Origin of the sequence: Kitasatospora sp. CB02891 (genome assembly GCF_002803145.1) — a bacterium.
Classification (GTDB): domain Bacteria; phylum Actinomycetota; class Actinomycetes; order Streptomycetales; family Streptomycetaceae; genus Kitasatospora; species Kitasatospora griseola.
Map to the genome: position 1 here is coordinate 91,334 of NZ_NNBO01000020.1, position 17,275 is coordinate 108,608.

General features: G+C 71.0%; 15 protein-coding genes. 11 read left to right on the top strand and 4 right to left on the bottom strand.

The window, feature by feature from the left end; translation table 11 throughout:
- Positions 1-218: 218 nt before the first annotated feature.
- On the top strand, positions 219-3,095 hold the full coding sequence (uvrA, locus tag CG736_RS32405; protein ID WP_100589692.1) for an excinuclease ABC subunit UvrA: 2,877 nt from the start codon (positions 219-221) through the stop codon (positions 3,093-3,095).
- 124 nt (positions 3,096-3,219) lie between these two features.
- Entirely contained in the window at positions 3,220-3,633 is a 414-nt protein-coding gene (locus CG736_RS32410) for a Rieske (2Fe-2S) protein (RefSeq protein ID WP_100589693.1), read from the top strand.
- Positions 3,634-3,662: 29 nt separating this feature from the next.
- On the opposite strand, the gene CG736_RS32415 is transcribed toward CG736_RS32410, so the two are convergent.
- Positions 3,663-4,094, bottom strand: coding sequence for a hypothetical protein (locus CG736_RS32415; protein WP_100589694.1), 432 nt, complete (start codon positions 4,092-4,094; stop codon positions 3,663-3,665).
- A 186-nt stretch (positions 4,095-4,280) separates the two neighbouring features.
- Between CG736_RS32415 and uvrC the strand changes: the two genes are divergently transcribed.
- The 9 genes from uvrC to CG736_RS32460 all read left to right on the top strand — a co-directional run bounded on the left by uvrC (position 4,281) and on the right by CG736_RS32460 (position 13,427).
- A complete protein-coding gene (gene uvrC, locus CG736_RS32420; protein ID WP_100589695.1) occupies positions 4,281-6,272 on the top strand; it encodes an excinuclease ABC subunit UvrC in 1,992 nt (663 codons plus the stop codon).
- Positions 6,269-7,153, top strand: a complete 885-nt coding sequence (rapZ, locus tag CG736_RS32425; RefSeq protein WP_369880792.1) for an RNase adapter RapZ — start codon at positions 6,269-6,271, stop codon at positions 7,151-7,153. The genes uvrC and rapZ overlap by 4 nt, the downstream gene beginning before the upstream one ends.
- 61 nt (positions 7,154-7,214) lie before the next feature.
- Positions 7,215-8,270: a uridine diphosphate-N-acetylglucosamine-binding protein YvcK gene (gene yvcK / locus CG736_RS32430; RefSeq protein ID WP_100589696.1), complete on the top strand. Its 1,056-nt coding sequence runs from the start codon at positions 7,215-7,217 to the stop codon at positions 8,268-8,270.
- Positions 8,261-9,241 carry a DNA-binding protein WhiA gene (gene whiA, locus CG736_RS32435; RefSeq protein ID WP_100589697.1) on the top strand — a complete coding sequence of 327 codons (981 nt, stop codon included), beginning with the start codon at positions 8,261-8,263 and terminating at the stop codon, positions 9,239-9,241. Before yvcK ends, whiA begins: the two co-directional genes overlap by 10 nt.
- A 232-nt stretch (positions 9,242-9,473) precedes the next feature.
- On the top strand, positions 9,474-10,481 hold the full coding sequence (gap, locus tag CG736_RS32440) for a type I glyceraldehyde-3-phosphate dehydrogenase (RefSeq protein WP_100589698.1): 1,008 nt from the start codon (positions 9,474-9,476) through the stop codon (positions 10,479-10,481).
- A gap of 159 nt (positions 10,482-10,640) precedes the next feature.
- Complete coding sequence (pgk, locus tag CG736_RS32445) at positions 10,641-11,846, top strand: phosphoglycerate kinase (protein WP_100589699.1); 1,206 nt, start codon at positions 10,641-10,643, stop codon at positions 11,844-11,846.
- A gap of 7 nt (positions 11,847-11,853) precedes the next feature.
- Positions 11,854-12,639, top strand: coding sequence for a triose-phosphate isomerase (gene tpiA / locus CG736_RS32450; protein ID WP_100589700.1), 786 nt, complete (start codon positions 11,854-11,856; stop codon positions 12,637-12,639).
- 88 nt (positions 12,640-12,727) lie between these two features.
- Positions 12,728-12,964 (top strand): preprotein translocase subunit SecG, encoded by a 237-nt coding sequence (secG, locus tag CG736_RS32455; protein WP_100589701.1) that lies wholly within the window; start codon positions 12,728-12,730, stop codon positions 12,962-12,964.
- A gap of 127 nt (positions 12,965-13,091) precedes the next feature.
- Positions 13,092-13,427 (top strand): RNA polymerase-binding protein RbpA, encoded by a 336-nt coding sequence (locus tag CG736_RS32460; RefSeq protein ID WP_073814874.1) that lies wholly within the window; start codon positions 13,092-13,094, stop codon positions 13,425-13,427.
- Positions 13,428-13,919: 492 nt separating this feature from the next.
- Here CG736_RS32460 and pgl read toward each other — a convergent pair whose 3' ends face one another.
- The 3 genes from pgl to zwf are packed head-to-tail and all read right to left on the bottom strand — an operon-like array spanning position 13,920 to position 17,262.
- Positions 13,920-14,639, bottom strand: a complete 720-nt coding sequence (pgl, locus tag CG736_RS32465) for a 6-phosphogluconolactonase (protein WP_100589702.1) — start codon at positions 14,637-14,639, stop codon at positions 13,920-13,922.
- Positions 14,636-15,706 (bottom strand): glucose-6-phosphate dehydrogenase assembly protein OpcA, encoded by a 1,071-nt coding sequence (gene opcA, locus CG736_RS32470; RefSeq protein ID WP_100589703.1) that lies wholly within the window; start codon positions 15,704-15,706, stop codon positions 14,636-14,638. Before opcA ends, pgl begins: the two co-directional genes overlap by 4 nt.
- The gene (zwf, locus tag CG736_RS32475; protein WP_100589751.1) at positions 15,703-17,262 is read right to left on the bottom strand and encodes a glucose-6-phosphate dehydrogenase; all 1,560 of its coding nucleotides are present in this window, start codon (positions 17,260-17,262) and stop codon (positions 15,703-15,705) included. Before zwf ends, opcA begins: the two co-directional genes overlap by 4 nt.
- Positions 17,263-17,275 lie beyond the last annotated feature (13 nt).

Consider the following 17,275-nt stretch of genomic DNA (forward strand, 5'->3'; position numbering starts at 1 on the left):
TCGGTGGAGCGGTTCCGGGCGGTTCTCGACCGGCCCGGGCCGTTGCCCGGAACGGTTGTCAGTCGTTGACGCTACCGTCGGCCGCGGGTGCCGTTCACTCGATTGGGTGGACCCCGCTGGACAGGTTCGGTATTCGAACAGATGAGCTAGTACGCTGGCGGGCGCATCCTGGAAGAAGCACACCTCACATTTCGACCCGGAGAAAGGCGCCAGTAGCAGTGGCAGACCGCCTCGTCGTCCGCGGTGCTCGCGAGCACAACCTCAAGAACGTCTCGCTCGACCTGCCCCGGGACTCCCTCATCGTCTTCACGGGCCTCTCCGGGTCCGGCAAGTCCTCGCTCGCCTTCGACACGATCTTCGCCGAGGGCCAGCGGCGCTACGTCGAGTCGCTGTCGTCGTACGCCCGGCAGTTCCTCGGGCAGATGGACAAGCCCGACGTCGATTTCATCGAGGGACTCTCCCCGGCCGTCTCGATCGACCAGAAGTCCACCAGCCGCAACCCGCGGTCCACCGTCGGCACCATCACGGAGGTGTACGACTACCTCCGCCTGCTGTTCGCCCGGATCGGCAAGCCGCACTGTCCGCACTGCGGCCGCCCGATCGCCCGGCAGTCGCCGCAGGCCATCGTCGACAAGGTGCTGTCGCTGGAGGAAGGCACCCGGTTCCAGGTGCTCAGCCCGGTGGTCCGGGAGCGCAAGGGCGAGTTCGTCGACCTCTTCGCCGACCTGCAGTCCAAGGGCTACGCCCGGGCCCGGGTCGACGGCCAGACCGTCCAGCTGACCGAGCCGCCCACGCTCAAGAAGCAGGAGAAGCACACCATCGAGGTGGTCATCGACCGCCTCACCGTGAAGTCCAGTGCCAAGCGCCGCCTCACCGACTCGGTGGAGACGGCCCTCAAGCTGGCCGGCGGCATGGTGGTGCTCGACTTCGTCGACCTCCCGGAGGACGACCCCGAGCGCGAGAAGATGTTCTCGGAGCACCTCTACTGCCCCTACGACGACGTCTCCTTCGAGGAGTTGGAGCCGCGGTCGTTCTCCTTCAACTCCCCGTTCGGCGCCTGCCCCGACTGCTCGGGCCTGGGCAACCGGATGGAGGTCGACCCGGAGCTGCTCGTCCCCGACCCGGAGAAGTCGCTCGACGAGGGCGCCATCCACCCGTGGTCGCAGGGCGCCACCAAGGAGTACTTCCAGCGGCTGGTCAACGCGCTGGCCGGGGAACTCGGCTTCCGCACCGACATCCCGTGGGCCGGGCTCCCGGTCCGCGCCCGCAAGGCCCTGCTGTACGGCCACAAGACCCAGGTCGAGGTGCGCTACCGCAACCGGTACGGCCGCGAGCGCTCCTACACCACCGCGTTCGAGGGCGCCGTCCCGTTCGTGACGCGGCGGCACTCCGAGTCGGAGAGCGACTCCAGCCGCGAGCGCTTCGAGGGCTACATGCGCGAGGTGCCCTGCCCGACCTGCAAGGGCACCCGGCTCAAGCCGGTGGTCCTCGCGGTCACCGTGATGGAGAAGTCCATCGCCGAGGTCTCCGCCATGTCGATCAACGACTGCGCGGACTTCCTCGGTGCGCTCCGCCTCGACGCCCGCGACAAGAAGATCGCCGAGCGGGTCCTCAAGGAGGTCCTGGAGCGGCTGCGCTTCCTGGTCGACGTCGGCCTCGACTACCTGTCGCTGAACCGCGCCGCCGGCACCCTCTCCGGCGGCGAGGCCCAGCGCATCCGGCTCGCCACCCAGATCGGCTCCGGCCTGGTCGGCGTGCTCTACGTGCTGGACGAGCCGTCCATCGGCCTGCACCAGCGCGACAACCACCGCCTGATCGAGACCCTGGTCCGACTGCGGGACATCGGCAACACCCTGATCGTCGTCGAGCACGACGAGGACACGATCAAGACCGCCGACTGGATCGTCGACATCGGCCCCGGCGCCGGCGAGCACGGCGGCAAGGTCGTCCACTCCGGCTCGCTCAAGGAGCTGCTGAAGAACGACGAGTCGCTGACCGGCCAGTACCTGGCCGGCAAGCGCGCCATCCCGATCCCGGCCGCCCGTCGCCCGCGCGACAAGAAGCGGCAGATCGTGGTGCACGGCGCCCGCGAGCACAACCTCAAGGACGTCACGGTCGCCTTCCCGCTCGGCACCTTCACCGCCGTCACCGGCGTCTCCGGCTCCGGCAAGTCGACGCTGGTCAACGACATCCTCTACACCCACCTGGCCCGTGAGCTGAACGGCGCCCGCAGCGTCCCCGGCCGGCACACCCGGATCACCGGCACCGACCTGGTCGACAAGGTCGTGCACGTCGACCAGTCGCCGATCGGCCGCACCCCGCGCTCCAACCCGGCCACCTACACGGGCGTCTTCGACCACGTGCGGCGGCTGTTCGCGGAGACCCAGGAGGCCAAGGTCCGCGGCTACCTGCCCGGCCGGTTCTCGTTCAACGTCAAGGGCGGCCGCTGCGAGAACTGCTCCGGCGACGGCACCATCAAGATCGAGATGAACTTCCTGCCGGACGTCTACGTCCCCTGCGAGGTCTGCCACGGCGCCCGCTACAACCGGGAGACGCTGGAGGTCCACTACAAGGGCAAGTCCATCTCCGAGGTGCTCGACATGCCGATCGAGGAGGCCCTCGACTTCTTCGAGGCCGTCCCCGCGATCGCCCGCCACCTGCGCACCCTCAAGGAGGTCGGCCTCGGCTACGTCCGCCTCGGCCAGCCCGCCACCACCCTCTCCGGCGGCGAGGCCCAGCGCGTCAAGCTCTCCGCCGAACTCCAGAAGCGCTCCACCGGCCGCACGGTCTACGTCCTCGACGAGCCCACCACCGGCCTGCACTTCGAGGACATCAGCAAGCTGATCAAGGTCCTCGAAGGCCTGGTCGACAAGGGCAACACCGTCATCGTCATCGAACACAACCTCGACGTCATCAAGACCGCCGACTGGCTGGTCGACATGGGCCCCGAGGGCGGTTCCGGCGGCGGCGGCGTCGTCATCGAGGGCACGCCGGAAGAGGTCGCCGCCTCCACGGCCAGCCACACCGGCAAGTTCCTGAGGGACATCCTCCCGGGCGTCTCGGACGCGACGCCGGTGAAGCGCAAGAAGAAGTAGCCCCCCGCGAAGGCGGGCGGCGAGCGTCAACGAGGTCCGCCCGGGGAGAGCACGAGGCTCCCCGGGCGGACCTCGTTGTGCGTGCTACGTTGCTGGCGCCCTTCCCCGCACCGAGGAGTTCCCGATGTCCGAGCCCGTCGCGTCCCGTCGTACCGTCCTCTGCTGCGCGGCCGTTGCACTGGCGGGCGCCACGGCGGCCGGCTGCTCGTCGAACGGCGGCAAGGAGGAGACCAAGTCCGCGGGCCCGATCGATCTCGGCTCGGCCGCGGGCATCCCGGTCGGCGGCGGCAAGGTGTACCGCGACCAGGCCGTCGTCGTGACGCAGCCGACCGCGGGCGAGTACAAGGCCTTCAGCGCGAAGTGCACCCACGCGGGCTGCCTGGTCAACGGCGTGGCCAAGGAACAGATCCAGTGCCTGTGCCACGGCAGCCGTTTCGCGATCACCGACGGCGCGGTGCTGGACGGCCCGGCCCCGAAGCCGCTGCCGGAGTACCAGGTCGCGGTGCAGAACGGGAACCTGGAGGTCACCAAGGGCTGACGCCTCGTCGGGGGCGGGACCCCGATCCGCTACTGCGTACGGAGCTTGGTGTCGAGCAGCCGCCGACCGTAGGCCCTGGCGGCGTCGTCCCACCCACAGGCGGAGCAGCGGTCGACGAAGATGTAGCGCCACTTGGGGTCGGCGTACGCGACTCGGTCCTCGGGGACCCGGGTGAACGACTCGATGCTGCGCCGCTTGCCGGTCACCCGGCCGCAGGGGGCGTCGGCCGAGTGGTAGACGGTCCGTTCCTCCCCGACCGTCGTGCGCAGCAAGCACGGCATCCGCTTGGACCGGTCCGCGAGGTCGGCGGCCCTGGCCGCGATCGACCGCAGGTCGCGTTCCAGCTGGGTGCGCCTGATGCGCTCCTCGTGGTGGTCGACGAAGGCCCGGGTGCGCCAGTGGTGCAGTCCGGCCAACTCGCTCCAGTGGTCGGGGTTGGCCAACAGGGGCTGGTCGTTCACAGCAGTCCTTCTCCCGGGCGGCATTGACATCGGTCGACCGCAGATTCGCGGAGAACGGCCCGGCCGGGTCCGGTTTCGCGGATCTGCCCGCGGACAGCCGGTCGAAGTGGTAGGCGTCCGTGGCGGGAGGAGTCCGGTTGCCGGTGATCGCCACGAGGTGTCGGCGCCAGTCGGTACGGTAGGAGCATGGCTGACCCGTCCACCTACCGTCCGGCTCCGGGGGCGATCCCGCTCTCGCCCGGGGTGTACAAGTTCCGTGACACGCACGGGCGGGTCATCTACGTCGGCAAGGCGAAGAACCTGCGGCAGCGGCTGTCCTCGTACTTCCAGGACGTCGCCAACCTGCATCCCCGTACCGCGACGATGGTGACCACCGCGGCGTCGGTGGAGTGGACGGTGGTGTCCACCGAGGTCGAGGCGCTGCAGCTGGAGTACTCCTGGATCAAGGAGTTCGACCCGCGGTTCAACGTCAAGTACCGGGACGACAAGAGCTACCCGGAGCTGGCGGTCACGCTGAACGAGGAGTTCCCGCGGGTCCAGGTGATGCGCGGGGCGCACAAGAAGGGCGTGCGCTACTTCGGCCCGTACGGACACGCGTGGGCGATTCGCGAGACGGTCGACCTGATGCTGCGGGTGTTCCCGGTGCGGACGTGCTCGAACGGCGTGTTCAAGCGGGCCCAACAGGTCGGCCGGCCCTGCCTGTTGGGCTACATCGGCAAGTGCGCGGCGCCGTGCGTCGGCCGGGTGACCGCCGCCGAGCACCGTGAACTCGCCGAGGAGTTCTGCGACTTCATGGCCGGCCGGACGGGCAACTACCTGCGCCGCCTGGAGCAGCAGATGCAGGAGGCGGCCGCCGAGATGGAGTACGAGAAGGCGGCCCGGCTGCGCGACGACCTGGGGGCGCTGCGGCGCGCGATGGAGAAGAACGCGGTGGTGCTGGGCGACGGCACCGACGCGGACCTGCTGGCGGTCGCCGAGGACGAGCTCGAAGCGGCCGTGCAGATCTTCCACGTCCGCGGCGGCCGGGTGCGCGGTCAGCGCGGCTGGGTGACCGACAAGGTCGAGGACGTGGACACGGCGGGCCTGGTCGAGCACGCGCTGCAGCAGCTGTACGGCGCGGGCACCGAGCAGGTGCCGCGCGAGGTGCTGGTGCCGGCGATGCCGGAGGAGGCCGTGCACGAGTGGCTGTCGGGCCTGCGCGGCGCCCAGGTCGATCTGCGGGTGCCGCAGCGCGGCGACAAGAAGGACCTGATGGAGACGGTGCAGCGGAACGCCCAGCAGGCGCTGGCGCTGCACAAGACCAAGCGCGCCTCGGACCTGACGACCCGCAGCCGGGCGCTCCAGGAGATCGCCGAGGCGCTGGAGCTGGACTCGGCGCCGCTGCGGATCGAGTGCTTCGACATCTCGCACCTGCAGGGCGAGGACGTGGTGGCGTCCATGGTGGTGTTCGAGGACGGCCTGGTCCGCAAGAGCGAGTACCGCCGGTTCCAGATCAAGGGCTTCGAGGGCCAGGACGACGTCCGCTCGATGCACGAGGTGATCACCCGCCGGTTCCGCCGCTACCTCCAGGAGCGCGAGCAGACCGGCGAGTGGGCCGTCCCGGAGGAGGGCGAGTCGCTGATCGACGAGAGCGGCCGCCCGAAGCGTTTCGCGTACCCGCCGCAGCTGCTGGTGGTCGACGGCGGGCAGCCGCAGGTCGCGGCCGCGAAGCGGGCGTTGGACGAGCTGGGCATGGACGACATCGCGGTGTGCGGCCTGGCGAAGCGGCTGGAGGAGGTGTGGCTGCCGGGGGAGGACGACCCGGTGGTGCTGCCGCGTTCCAGCGAGGGCCTGTACCTGCTGCAGCGGGTGCGCGACGAGGCGCACCGGTTCGCCATCACCTACCAGCGCTCGAAGCGGGCCAAGCGGCTCACGGCGGGGGAACTGGACTCCGTCCCCGGCCTCGGCGAGACTCGCCGCCGGGCCCTGCTGAAGCACTTCGGTTCGCTGAAGAAGCTCCGCGCGGCCACCGTCGACGAGTTGTGCGAGGTCCCGGGGATCGGGCGCCGGACGGCCGAGACTGTTGCCGCAGCCTTGGCCTCCCGTACACCTGCCGCATTCGCAGTGAACACCGCGACCGGCGAGATCATCGAAGACAGTAGCGCCACAGCAGTACCGAGAAGCGGGGAAGAGACGTGACTGTGTCCAACGGGGGAGAGAGCACCCCCGAGCTGGTGATCATCTCCGGCATGTCCGGGGCGGGCCGTTCCACCGCGGCCAAGTGCCTGGAGGACCTCGGCTGGTTCGTGGTCGACAACCTGCCGCCGGCGCTGATTCCCACCATGGTCGACCTGGGAGCCCGCTCGCAGGGCGCGGTGCCGCGGATCGGCGTGGTGGTCGACGTGCGCGGCCGCACGTTCTTCGACGACCTGCTGACCTCGCTGGAGGAGCTGGAGAAGCGCGGCGTCCGCCTGCGGGTGGTGTTCCTGGACTCCTCCGACGACGCCCTGGTGCGCCGCTTCGAGTCGGTGCGCCGCCCGCACCCGCTGCAGGCCGACGGCCGGATCGTCGACGGCATCGCCCGCGAGCGCGAGCTGCTCCGCGAGCTGCGCGGCGAGGCCGACCTGGTGGTCGACACCTCGAACCTCAACGTGCACCAGCTGCGCGCCAAGATGGACGCCCAGTTCGCCGGCCAGGACGAGCCGGAGCTGCGCGCCACCGTGATGTCGTTCGGCTTCAAGTACGGCCTGCCGGTCGACGCCGACCTGGTGGTGGACTGCCGCTTCCTGCCGAACCCGCACTGGGTTCCGGAGCTGCGGGCCCGTACCGGAACCGATCCGGACGTGGCAGAGTACGTGTTCCAGCAGCCCGGGGCGCAGCCCTTCCTGGACGGTTACACCGAGCTGCTGCGGATCATCACCGAGGGTTACCGCCGCGAGGGGAAGCGCTACATGACGCTTGCCGTAGGCTGCACCGGAGGCAAACACCGCAGTGTCGCGATGTCCGAGCAGCTGACGAAACGTCTGATCGCGGACGGGGTCGAGACGGTGCTGGTCCACCGGGACATGGGCCGGGAGTAGCGGCCGGGAACCACCCGTACCGCCGCCCCGGCCGTGCACGAGACAGGAACATGGGGTCGGCGTGACGGGATACGTGCCAGCGCGGCAGCAGCTCCGGACCAGACCTGCCGAGCGGACCTCCGGGCAGCGTCCCGGCGCGCCTAAGATCGCCGCCCTGGGCGGCGGTCAGGGCCTGTCCGCGTCGCTGTCCGCGCTGCGCCGGCTGACCACCGAGCTGACCGCCGTCGTCACCGTCGCCGACGACGGCGGCTCCAGCGGGCGGCTGCGCGCCGAGCTCGGCGTGCTGCCGCCCGGCGACCTGCGCAAGGCGCTGGCCGCGCTGTGCGGGGACGACGACTGGGGCCGGACCTGGTCCGAGGTGATCCAGCAGCGCTTCACCGGCACCGGCGAGCTCGGCGGCCACGCCGTCGGCAACCTGCTGATCGTGGCGCTGTGGGAGAAGCTCGGCGACCCGGTGGAGGCGCTGAACTGGGTGGGCCGGCTGCTGAACGTGCAGGGCCGGGTGCTGCCGATGTCCGCGGTGCCGCTGGACATCGAGGCGCAGGTGCGCGGCCACGACCCGCTGCGACCGGGCGAGGTGACGGCGGTGCGCGGCCAGGCCGCGGTGGCGGTGACGCCCGGCACGGTGCAGTCCGTCCGCCTGGTGCCGGACGAGCCGCCGGCCGTCCCGGACGCGGTGCAGGCGGTGCTGGAGGCGGACTGGGTGGTGCTCGGCCCCGGGTCCTGGTTCACCAGCGTGCTGCCGCACCTGCTGGTGCCGGAGCTGGCCAAGGCCCTGGTCGAGACCCGGGCCCGCCGCCTGCTGACCCTCAACCTGGCGCCGCAGCCCGGCGAGACCGAGGGCTTCACCCCGCAGCGCCACCTGGAGGTGATCGCCGACCACGCTCCGGACCTCGCGGTGGATGCGATCCTGGTGGATGAGCGGGCCGTCAGCGGAGGCGCTTTCGGGATCGCCGACCTGACGGGCCTGGAGCAGGCCGCGAAGCGGATGGGCGCCGCCCTGGTGCTCGACCGGGTGGCCCGCGCCGACGGCACCCCGCGACACGACCCGGAGCTCTTGGCCGCGGCGTACGACCGGATTTTCCGGACTCATGGAAGGATCGGCCCATGGCGATGACGGCAGCGGTGAAAGACGAGATCTCCCGGCTTCCCGTCACCCGTGCCTGCTGCCGCAAGGCGGAGGTCTCGGCGATCCTGCGTTTTGCGGGCGGACTGCACATTGTGAGCGGCCGCATCGTGATCGAGGCGGAGCTGGACACCGGCATTGCGGCACGGCGGCTGCGCAAGGACCTCCTGGAGATCTTCGGACACTCCTCGGATCTGGTGGTGATGGCCCCCGGCGGGCTGCGTCGCGGCAGCCGGTACGTGGTGCGGGTGGTGAAGGACGGCGAGTTGCTGGCCCGGCAGACCGGGCTGGTGGACGGACGCGGACGGCCGATCCGGGGCCTGCCCCCGGCGGTGGTGTCCGGTGCGACCTGCGACGCGGAGGCCGCCTGGCGCGGCGCGTTCCTGGCCCACGGCTCGCTCACCGAGCCGGGCCGCTCCTCCTCGCTGGAGATCACCTGCCCGGGCTCGGAGGCGGCGCTGGCCCTGGTCGGCGCGGCCCGCCGGCTCGGCATCCCGGCCAAGGCCCGCGAGGTGCGCGGCGTCGACCGGGTGGTGATCCGCGACGGCGACGCGATCGGCGCGCTGCTCACCCGCCTCGGCGCGCACGAGTCGGTGCTGGCCTGGGAGGAGCGCCGGATGCGCCGCGAGGTGCGGGCCACCGCCAACCGGCTGGCCAACTTCGACGACGCCAACCTGCGCCGCTCGGCCCGCGCCGCGGTCGCGGCCGGCGCCCGGGTCGCCCGCGCGCTGGAGATCCTCGGCGAGGAGGTGCCCGAGCACCTGGCGGCGGCCGGCGCGCTGCGCATGCAGCACAAGCAGGCCTCGCTGGAGGAGCTCGGCGCGCTCGCCGACCCGCCGCTGACCAAGGACGCGGTCGCGGGCCGGATCCGTCGCCTGCTGGCGATGGCCGACAAGCGTGCTGCCGAACTCGGCCTGCCCAACACCGAGGCCAACCTCACGGAGGAGATGGCCCTGAGCTGACAGGCCGTCAGCCTCCCGGAACGCAACCCCGAAGGGGCGTGCGGAGCATGACGCGGCATCCGCCGCGGACAAGCCCGCACGCTCCTTTCGGCCATCTGGGCCCTTGCGCCCTACCGGTGAGGCGATGTGCCTTGCGACACTTGGGGGAGGTAGGGTCAGCAGTGGTCGGGGAAAACCCAAAATTTCACCCCCGTCGGGCTCCGGCCCGGCGTACCTGTAAGGAGATCGGTTCGTGACGATCCGGGTAGGCATCAACGGGTTCGGCCGCATCGGCCGCAACTTCTTCCGTGCGGTCAAGGCCCAGGGCGCCGACATCGAAATCGTCGGCGTCAACGACCTGACCGACACCAAGACGCTGGCTCACCTGCTCAAGTACGACACCACTCTCGGTACCTTCCCCGGCGAGGTCTCGCACACCGAGGACACCATCACGGTCGATGGCCACACCTTCAAGGTCACCGCCGAGCGGGACCCCGCCAACCTCCCCTGGGCCGCGCTGGGCGCCGACATCGTCGTCGAGTCCACCGGTATCTTCACCAAGGCCGAGGGTGCGAAGAAGCACCTGACGGCCGGTGCGAAGAAGGTCGTCATCTCGGCGCCCGCCACCGACGAGGACATCACCATCGTGCTGGGCGTCAACGACGACAAGTACGACGCGGCTGCGCACGACATCATCTCGAACGCCTCCTGCACCACCAACTGCGTGGCGCCGATGGCGAAGGTGCTGGACGAGAACTTCGGCATCGTCAAGGGTCTGATGACCACCGTGCACGCCTTCACCAACGACCAGGTCACCCTGGACTTCCCGCACAAGGACCTGCGTCGCGCCCGCGCCGCCTCGCAGAACATCATTCCGACCTCGACCGGCGCCGCCAAGGCCACCGCCCTGGTGCTGCCGCAGCTGAAGGGCAAGCTGGACGGCACCTCGCTGCGCGTCCCGGTCCCGACCGGCTCCATCACCGACCTGGTGGTCACCCTGGAGCGCGAGGTCACCAAGGACGAGGTCAACGCCGCGTTCCAGAAGGCCGCCCAGGAAGGCTCGCTGAAGGGCATCCTGGCGTACACCGAGGACCCGATCGTGTCCTCGGACATCGTGAACGACCCGCACTCCTGCATCTTCGACTCGAAGCTGACGATGGTTCAGGGGAACCAGGTCAAGGTGCTCGGCTGGTACGACAACGAGTTCGGCTACTCGAACCGCCTCGTCGACCTGGTCGCCATCATCGGCGAGCAGCTCTGACTCCCAGCGGTAGCTGACGTGACGTAAGGGGCAGGGCCCGGACGGCTGTCACCGCCGACCGGGCCCTGCCGCTGCGCCCACCCTCGTCCGTCCTACCCCTCCCGGTGACGCGCTGCCCCGTGTCGCCGCCTGCCGATCCATCCATCGAGGAGCAAGACCGTGAAGACGATCGAAGACCTGGAGGTCTCCGGCAAGCGGGTGTTCGTCCGCGCCGACCTCAACGTGCCGCTGTCCGGTGACACCATCACCGACGACGGCCGGATCCGCGCCGTCGCGCCGACCATCGCCAAGCTCGTCGAGCGCGGCGCCCGGGTGGTCGTCGCTTCGCACCTGGGCCGCCCGAAGGGCGAGCCGGACCCGAAGTTCTCGCTCGCGCCGGTGGCGGTCCGCCTCGGCGAGATCCTGGGCCGCCCGGTGAGCTTCGCCACCGACACGGTCGGGGACAGCGCGAAGGCCACCGTCGCCGCTCTCGGCGACGGCGAGGTCACGCTGCTGGAGAACCTGCGCTTCAACGCCGGCGAGACCTCCAAGGACGACGCCGAGCGCGGCGCGTTCGCCGATCAGCTGGCCGCCCTGGCGGACCTGTACGTCGGCGACGGCTTCGGTGCGGTGCACCGCAAGCACGCCTCCGTCTACGACCTGCCGGCCCGCCTGCCGCACGCCGTCGGCGACCTGATCGCCACCGAGGTGGGCGTCCTGAAGCGCCTCACCGAGGACGTGGCCCGCCCGTACGTGGTGGTGCTCGGCGGCTCCAAGGTCTCCGACAAGGTCGGCGTGATCGAGAACCTGCTCGGCAAGGCCGACCGGATCCTGATCGGCGGCGGCATGATGTACACCTTCATCGCCGCCCAGGGCCACGGCGTCGGTGCCTCGCTGCTCCAGGAGGACCAGATCCCGGTCGTCCAGGACTACCTGAAGCGCGGCGCCGAGCAGGGCGTGGAGTTCGTGATCCCGCTGGACACCGCGGTGTCCGGCAGCTTCCCGGACGTCAAGACCGGCGCCCCGGTCGAGGACTACGCGGTGGTCGACGTGGACGCCATCCCGGACGGCGCGCTGGGCCTGGACATCGGCCCGAAGACCGCGCAGCTGTTCGCGGAGAAGATCGCCGACGCGAAGACGGTGTTCTGGAACGGCCCGATGGGCGTGTTCGAGCACCCGGCGTTCGCCGACGGCACCCGGGCGGTCGCCCAGGCGCTGCTCGACTCCGACGCGTTCACGGTGGTCGGCGGCGGCGACTCGGCGGCAGCGGTGCGCACCCTCGGGTTCGACGAGACGAAGTTCGGACACATCTCGACCGGCGGTGGCGCGAGCCTCGAGTACCTGGAGGGCAAGACCCTTCCCGGTCTCGCCGCCCTGGAGGACTGAGAGAGACATGACTGAGCGTCTCCCGCTGATGGCGGGCAACTGGAAGATGAACCTCGACCACTTCGAGGCCATCCGCCACACCCAGAAGCTGGCGTTCTCGCTGGCCGACAAGGACTACGCGGCCGTCGAGGTCGCGGTGCTGGTCCCGTTCACCGACCTGCGCTCCGTGCAGACCCTGGTCGACGGCGACAAGCTGAAGATCAAGTACGGCTCGCAGGACATCTCCCAGCACGACGGCGGCGCCTACACCGGCGAGGTGTCCGGCGCGATGCTGGCGAAGCTGAACTGCGCCTACGCGGTGATCGGCCACTCCGAGCGCCGCCAGTACCACGGCGAGAACGAGGAGATCGTCAACGCCAAGGTGAAGGCCGCCTACCGCAACGGGATCACCCCGATCCTGTGCATCGGCGAGCCGCTGGAGATCCGCAAGGCCGGCACCCACGTCGCGTACACCCTGGCGCAGCTGGACGGCGCGCTGGACGGCGTCCCGGCCGGCGACGCGGAGAGCATCGTCGTCGCCTACGAGCCGGTCTGGGCGATCGGCACCGGCGAGGTCGCGACGCCCGAGGACGCGCAGGAGGTGTGCGGCGCGATCCGGGCCCGGCTCGGCGAGCTGTACGGCACCGACCTGGCCGACAAGGTCCGTGTCCTGTACGGCGGTTCGGTGAAGTCCTCGTCGGCGGCCGGCCTGATGGCCAAGCCCGACATCGACGGCGGACTGATCGGCGGCGCCTCGCTGGACGCCGACGAGTTCGTCAAGATCGTGCGCTTCCGTGACCAGGCAGTAGGCTAACGCCGCCGCAGCAACGTAGGCTTTGGGGCCGGACCGCGTAACGCGGGCCCGGCCCCTTCGCCGAAGATTCGAGAGAGTTGGTCCCGTCGTGGTTCTCGGGTTCGAGATTGCGCTGATCGTCCTCAGCGTGCTGATGATCATGCTGGTGCTGCTGCACAAGGGCAAGGGCGGCGGTCTGTCCGACATGTTCGGCGGTGGCGCGATGTCCACCGGCGGTGGTTCCGCGGTGGCCGAGCGGAACCTCGACCGCATCACCATCGTGATCGGCCTGGCCTGGTTCGCCTGCATCATCGTGCTCGGCCTGCTGCTCAAGGGCAGCAGCTGACGTTCGCATCTGACAGGAAGTCGGCCGGCGGTGTGGCGCAGCCTTAACCGCCGCTTACACTAGGACGACTTCGCCACCGTCCGCCCAGCCGCGGCCGGACGGCACCAGCACGCAGGGGAGTCAGACCGTGGCAAGTGGCAACGCGATCCGAGGCAGCAGAGTCGGTGCCGGCCCGATGGGGGAGGCGGAGCGCGGCGAGTCCGCCCCCCGCAACCGGATCTCCTTCTGGTGCGCGAACAAGCACGAGACGCGCCCCAGTTTCGCCGCGGAGGCGGCCATCCCGGACACCTGGGACTGCCCCCGCTGCGGGTTCCCCGCCGGCCAGGACGAGCACAACCCGCCCGCCCCGGCCCGCAACGAGCCCTACAAGACCCACCTCGCCTACGTGCGCGAGCGGCGGACGGACGCGGACGGCGAGGCGATTCTCGCTGAGGCGCTGGCCAAGCTGCGCGGCGAGATCTGAGCCGTACGGCAACGCGAAAGCCGCCCACCGGGGACTGGATTCCCCGGATGGGCGGCTTTCTGCTGGTGGCGTCCCCTTCGGGGGAGCACGCCCGAAACGGCTGAAGCCGCCCGCCCGGGGGATTCGAATTCTTTGGTGGGCGGCTTTCTGCCGGGTGCGCGGCCCCTCGCGGGAGCGCACCCGAAACGGCTGAAGCCGCCCGCCCGGGGATTCGAATTCTTTGGTGGGCGGCTTTCTGCCGAGTGCGCGGCCCCTCGCGGGAGCGCACCCGAAACGGCTGAAGCCGCCCGCCCGGGGATTCGAGTTCTCCGGGTGGGCGGCTTCTGGCTTGTTGCGTTCCCCTTCGCGCAGTTCTCCCCCGGCCCTGGCGGGGCGCGGGGCCGACCGCAGGTTCCTGATGGGGCGTGGGAAGCTGCGGGCGGTCCGGGTGTCGGGTCACGTCACTCGGCGGGGTGCCGGGTGGGTGCGCGGGCGCGGGGGGTTGACGGGGCGTCAGGACAGTTTGGCGGCTGCCGCCTCGTCCAGGAGCCAGAGGGTCTTCTCGGTGCCCGTCACCGCGCCCGCCGGGGCGGTGTTCGCGTCCCGGGTGGTGCGGGCCAAGGCGACGGCGTCGGCCTTGTCGGGGCCGGCGGCGAGGAGCCAGACCTGGCGGGCGGTGCGGAGGGTGGGGAGGGACAGGGAGATCCGCGTCGGCGGGGGCTTCGGCGAGTCGTGGACGGCGATGACGGTGCTGCCGGTCTCGTGGACCCCGGGGTGGCCGGGGAACAGCGAGGCGACGTGCGCGTCCGGGCCGACGCCCAGGAGCAGGACGTCGAAGACCGCGCCGGCCGCGGCCAGGTCCGCGGCGTAGCGGGCGGCGGCGTCCTCGGGGGAGGCGCCGTCGTCGGCGGGCATCTGGTGGATGCGGGCGCCGAGCGGTCGGACGGCGTCCAGGAACGCGGCGGCCTGGACGGCGTTGCGCTCCGGGTCGTCGTGCGGGAGGTACCGCTCGTCGCCCCACCAGAGGTCGACCTGCGCCCAGTTCACCGCGTCGCGCGCCGGGTGGGCGGCGAGCGCGGCGAGCAGGGCGTTGCCGTTGCGGCCGCCGGTGAGCACCAGGTGGGCGTTGCCGCGGGCGGCCTGCGCGTCGACCACGGTGGTGATCAGGCGGGCGGCGGCCGCTTCGGCGAGCAGGGTCGGGTCGCGGTGGATCAGGACCGTCCCGGCGCTCACTGGGCGCTCTTCCTGCGGGCGGCGGCCTTCTTGGTGGCGGCGGGCGTCTCCTGCTCGCCGACCGCGTGTTCCGCGACCGCGTGTTCTGCGGCGTGGCCCTCGACGGTGCCGCCGGGGCCCGCGTGCTCGACTCCGGCGATCCGCTCGCGCAGCCGGTCCACGGGGGTGCGGACGGCGGTGGCGTAGATGTCGTCGGGGTCGAGGCGGCGCAGTTCCTCGGCGATCAGTTCGGCGGTGTCGCGGCGCTTGAGCGCGACCATGCGGTCGGGCGCGCCGGGCATCGACAGGGTGCCGAGCAGGCCGTCGGGGCGGTCCAGGACGATGTCGCCGTCCTCGGTGCGCAGCGTGACGGCGGTGATGCCGGGGCCGCCGGTGACGACCCGTTCGACCGGCACCCGCAGGCGGTTGTGCAGCCACAGGCCGAGCAGTTCGACGCTGGGGTTGTACGACTCGCCCTCGACCACCGCGGCGGTGATCGCGACGTCGCGCTGGTCGAGCGCGGCGGCCAGCATGGAGCGCCAGCCGGTGATCCGGGTCCACGCCAGGTCGGTGTCGCCGGGGGTGTAGCCGGAGGCCCGCTGGGCGAGCTGGCCGACCGGGGACTCGGCGGTCACCGCGTCGGTGATCCGGCGCTGGGCGAGCGCGCCGAGCGGGTCCTGGGCGGGGTTGAGCGGCGCGTTGTCCGGCCACCAGACCACCACGGGGGCGTCCGGCAGCAGCAGCGGCAGCACCACGGACTGGGCGTGCGAGGCGAGTTCGCCGTGCATGCGCAGGACGACGGTCTCGCCGCTGCCGGCGTCGCTGCCGACCAGGATCTCCGCGTCCAGCCGGGTCTCGGCCCGGGCGCGGGGCGAGCGGCCGGCCCGCTTGATGACGGCCAGGGTCCGCGAGGGGTGCTCGCGGGAGGCGTCGTTGGCGGCCTTCAGGGCGTCGTAGGCGCTGCCCTCGTCGGTCACGATGACCAGGGTCAGCACCATGCCGGCGGCGGTCGAACCGCTGGCCCGGCGGGCGTCCATCAGGGCAGCGTTGATCTTGCTGGACGTGGTGTTCGTCAGGTCGATCTTCATGGGCGGCGCCAGCTCCTGCCGTCTCGTGCGAGCATCTCGTCCGCCTCGACCGGGCCCCAGGTGCCGGCCGGGTACTGCGCGGGCTTGCCGTTGGCGTCCCAGTACTGCTCGATCGGGTCGAGGATCTGCCAGGACAGCTCGACCTCCTGGTGCCGCGGGAAGAGGTTGGCGTCGCCGAGCAGGACGTCCAGGATGAGTCGCTCGTACGCCTCGGGGCTGGACTCGGTGAACGACTCGCCGTAGGCGAAGTCCATGGTGACGTCGCGGACCTCCAGCGCGGTGCCGGGGACCTTCGAGCCGAAGCGCACGGTGACGCCCTCGTCCGGCTGGACGCGGATCACCAGGGCGTTCTGGCCGAGCTCCTCGGTGGCGTAGGAGTCGAACGGCAGGTACGGGGCACGCTGGAAGACCACCGCGATCTCGGTGACCCGGCGGCCCAGCCGCTTGCCGGTGCGCAGGTAGAACGGCACGCCGGCCCAGCGCCGGTTGTTGATCTCCAGCTTGATGGCCGCGTAGGTGTCGGTCTTGGACTCGGGGTTGATGCCGTCCTCGTCCAGGTAGCCGACCACCTCCTCGCCGCCCTGCCAGCCGGAGGTGTACTGGCCGCGCACGGTGTGCTTGCCCAGGTCGGCGGGGAGCTTGACGGCGCTGAGCACCTTCAGCTTCTCGGCGACCAGCGCCTTCGGGTGGAAGGACGCGGGCTCCTCGATGGCGGTCAGCGCCATCAGCTGGAGCAGGTGGTTCTGGATGACGTCCCGGGCGGAGCCGATGCCGTCGTAGTAGCCGGCCCGGCCGCCGATGCCGATGTCCTCGGCCATGGTGATCTGCACGTGGTCGACGTACGACCGGTTCCAGATCGGCTCGAACATCTGGTTGGCGAAGCGGAGCGCCAGGATGTTCTGGACGGTCTCCTTGCCCAGGTAGTGGTCGATCCGGAAGACCTCGTCACGGGGGAAGACCTCGTGGACGATCCGGTTCAGCTCCTGGGCGCTGGCCAGGTCGTGGCCGAACGGCTTCTCGATGACCGCCCGGCGCCAGGAGCCCGGCGCCGGGTCGGTCAGGCCGTGCTTCTTCAGCTGCTGGACCACGGTGGGGAAGAACTTCGGCGGCACCGACAGGTAGAACGCGAAGTTGCCGCTGGTGCCCTGCGCCTGGTCGAGTTCCTCGATGGTGCGGCGCAGCGTGTCGAAGGCGTCGTCGTCGCCGAAGTCGCCCTGGACGAACCGCATGCCCTTGGCGAGCTGCTGCCAGACCTCCTCGCGGAAGGGGGTGCGCGCGTGCTCCTTGACGGCGTCGTGCACCACCTGCGCGAAGTCCTCGTCGGCCCATTCGCGCCGGGCGAAGCCGATCAGCGAGAAGCCCGGCGGCAGCAGGCCGCGGTTGGCGAGGTCGTAGACGGCCGGCATCAGCTTCTTGCGCGACAGGTCGCCGGTGACCCCGAAGATCACCAGGCCGGACGGCCCGGCGATCCTCGGGAGCCGGCGGTCGGCGGGGTCCCGCAGCGGGTTGGCGGGCCGGACCGGGGTGTCTCCCGCGGCCGGCTCCGTTCCCTCCACGTCCGGGTACGGC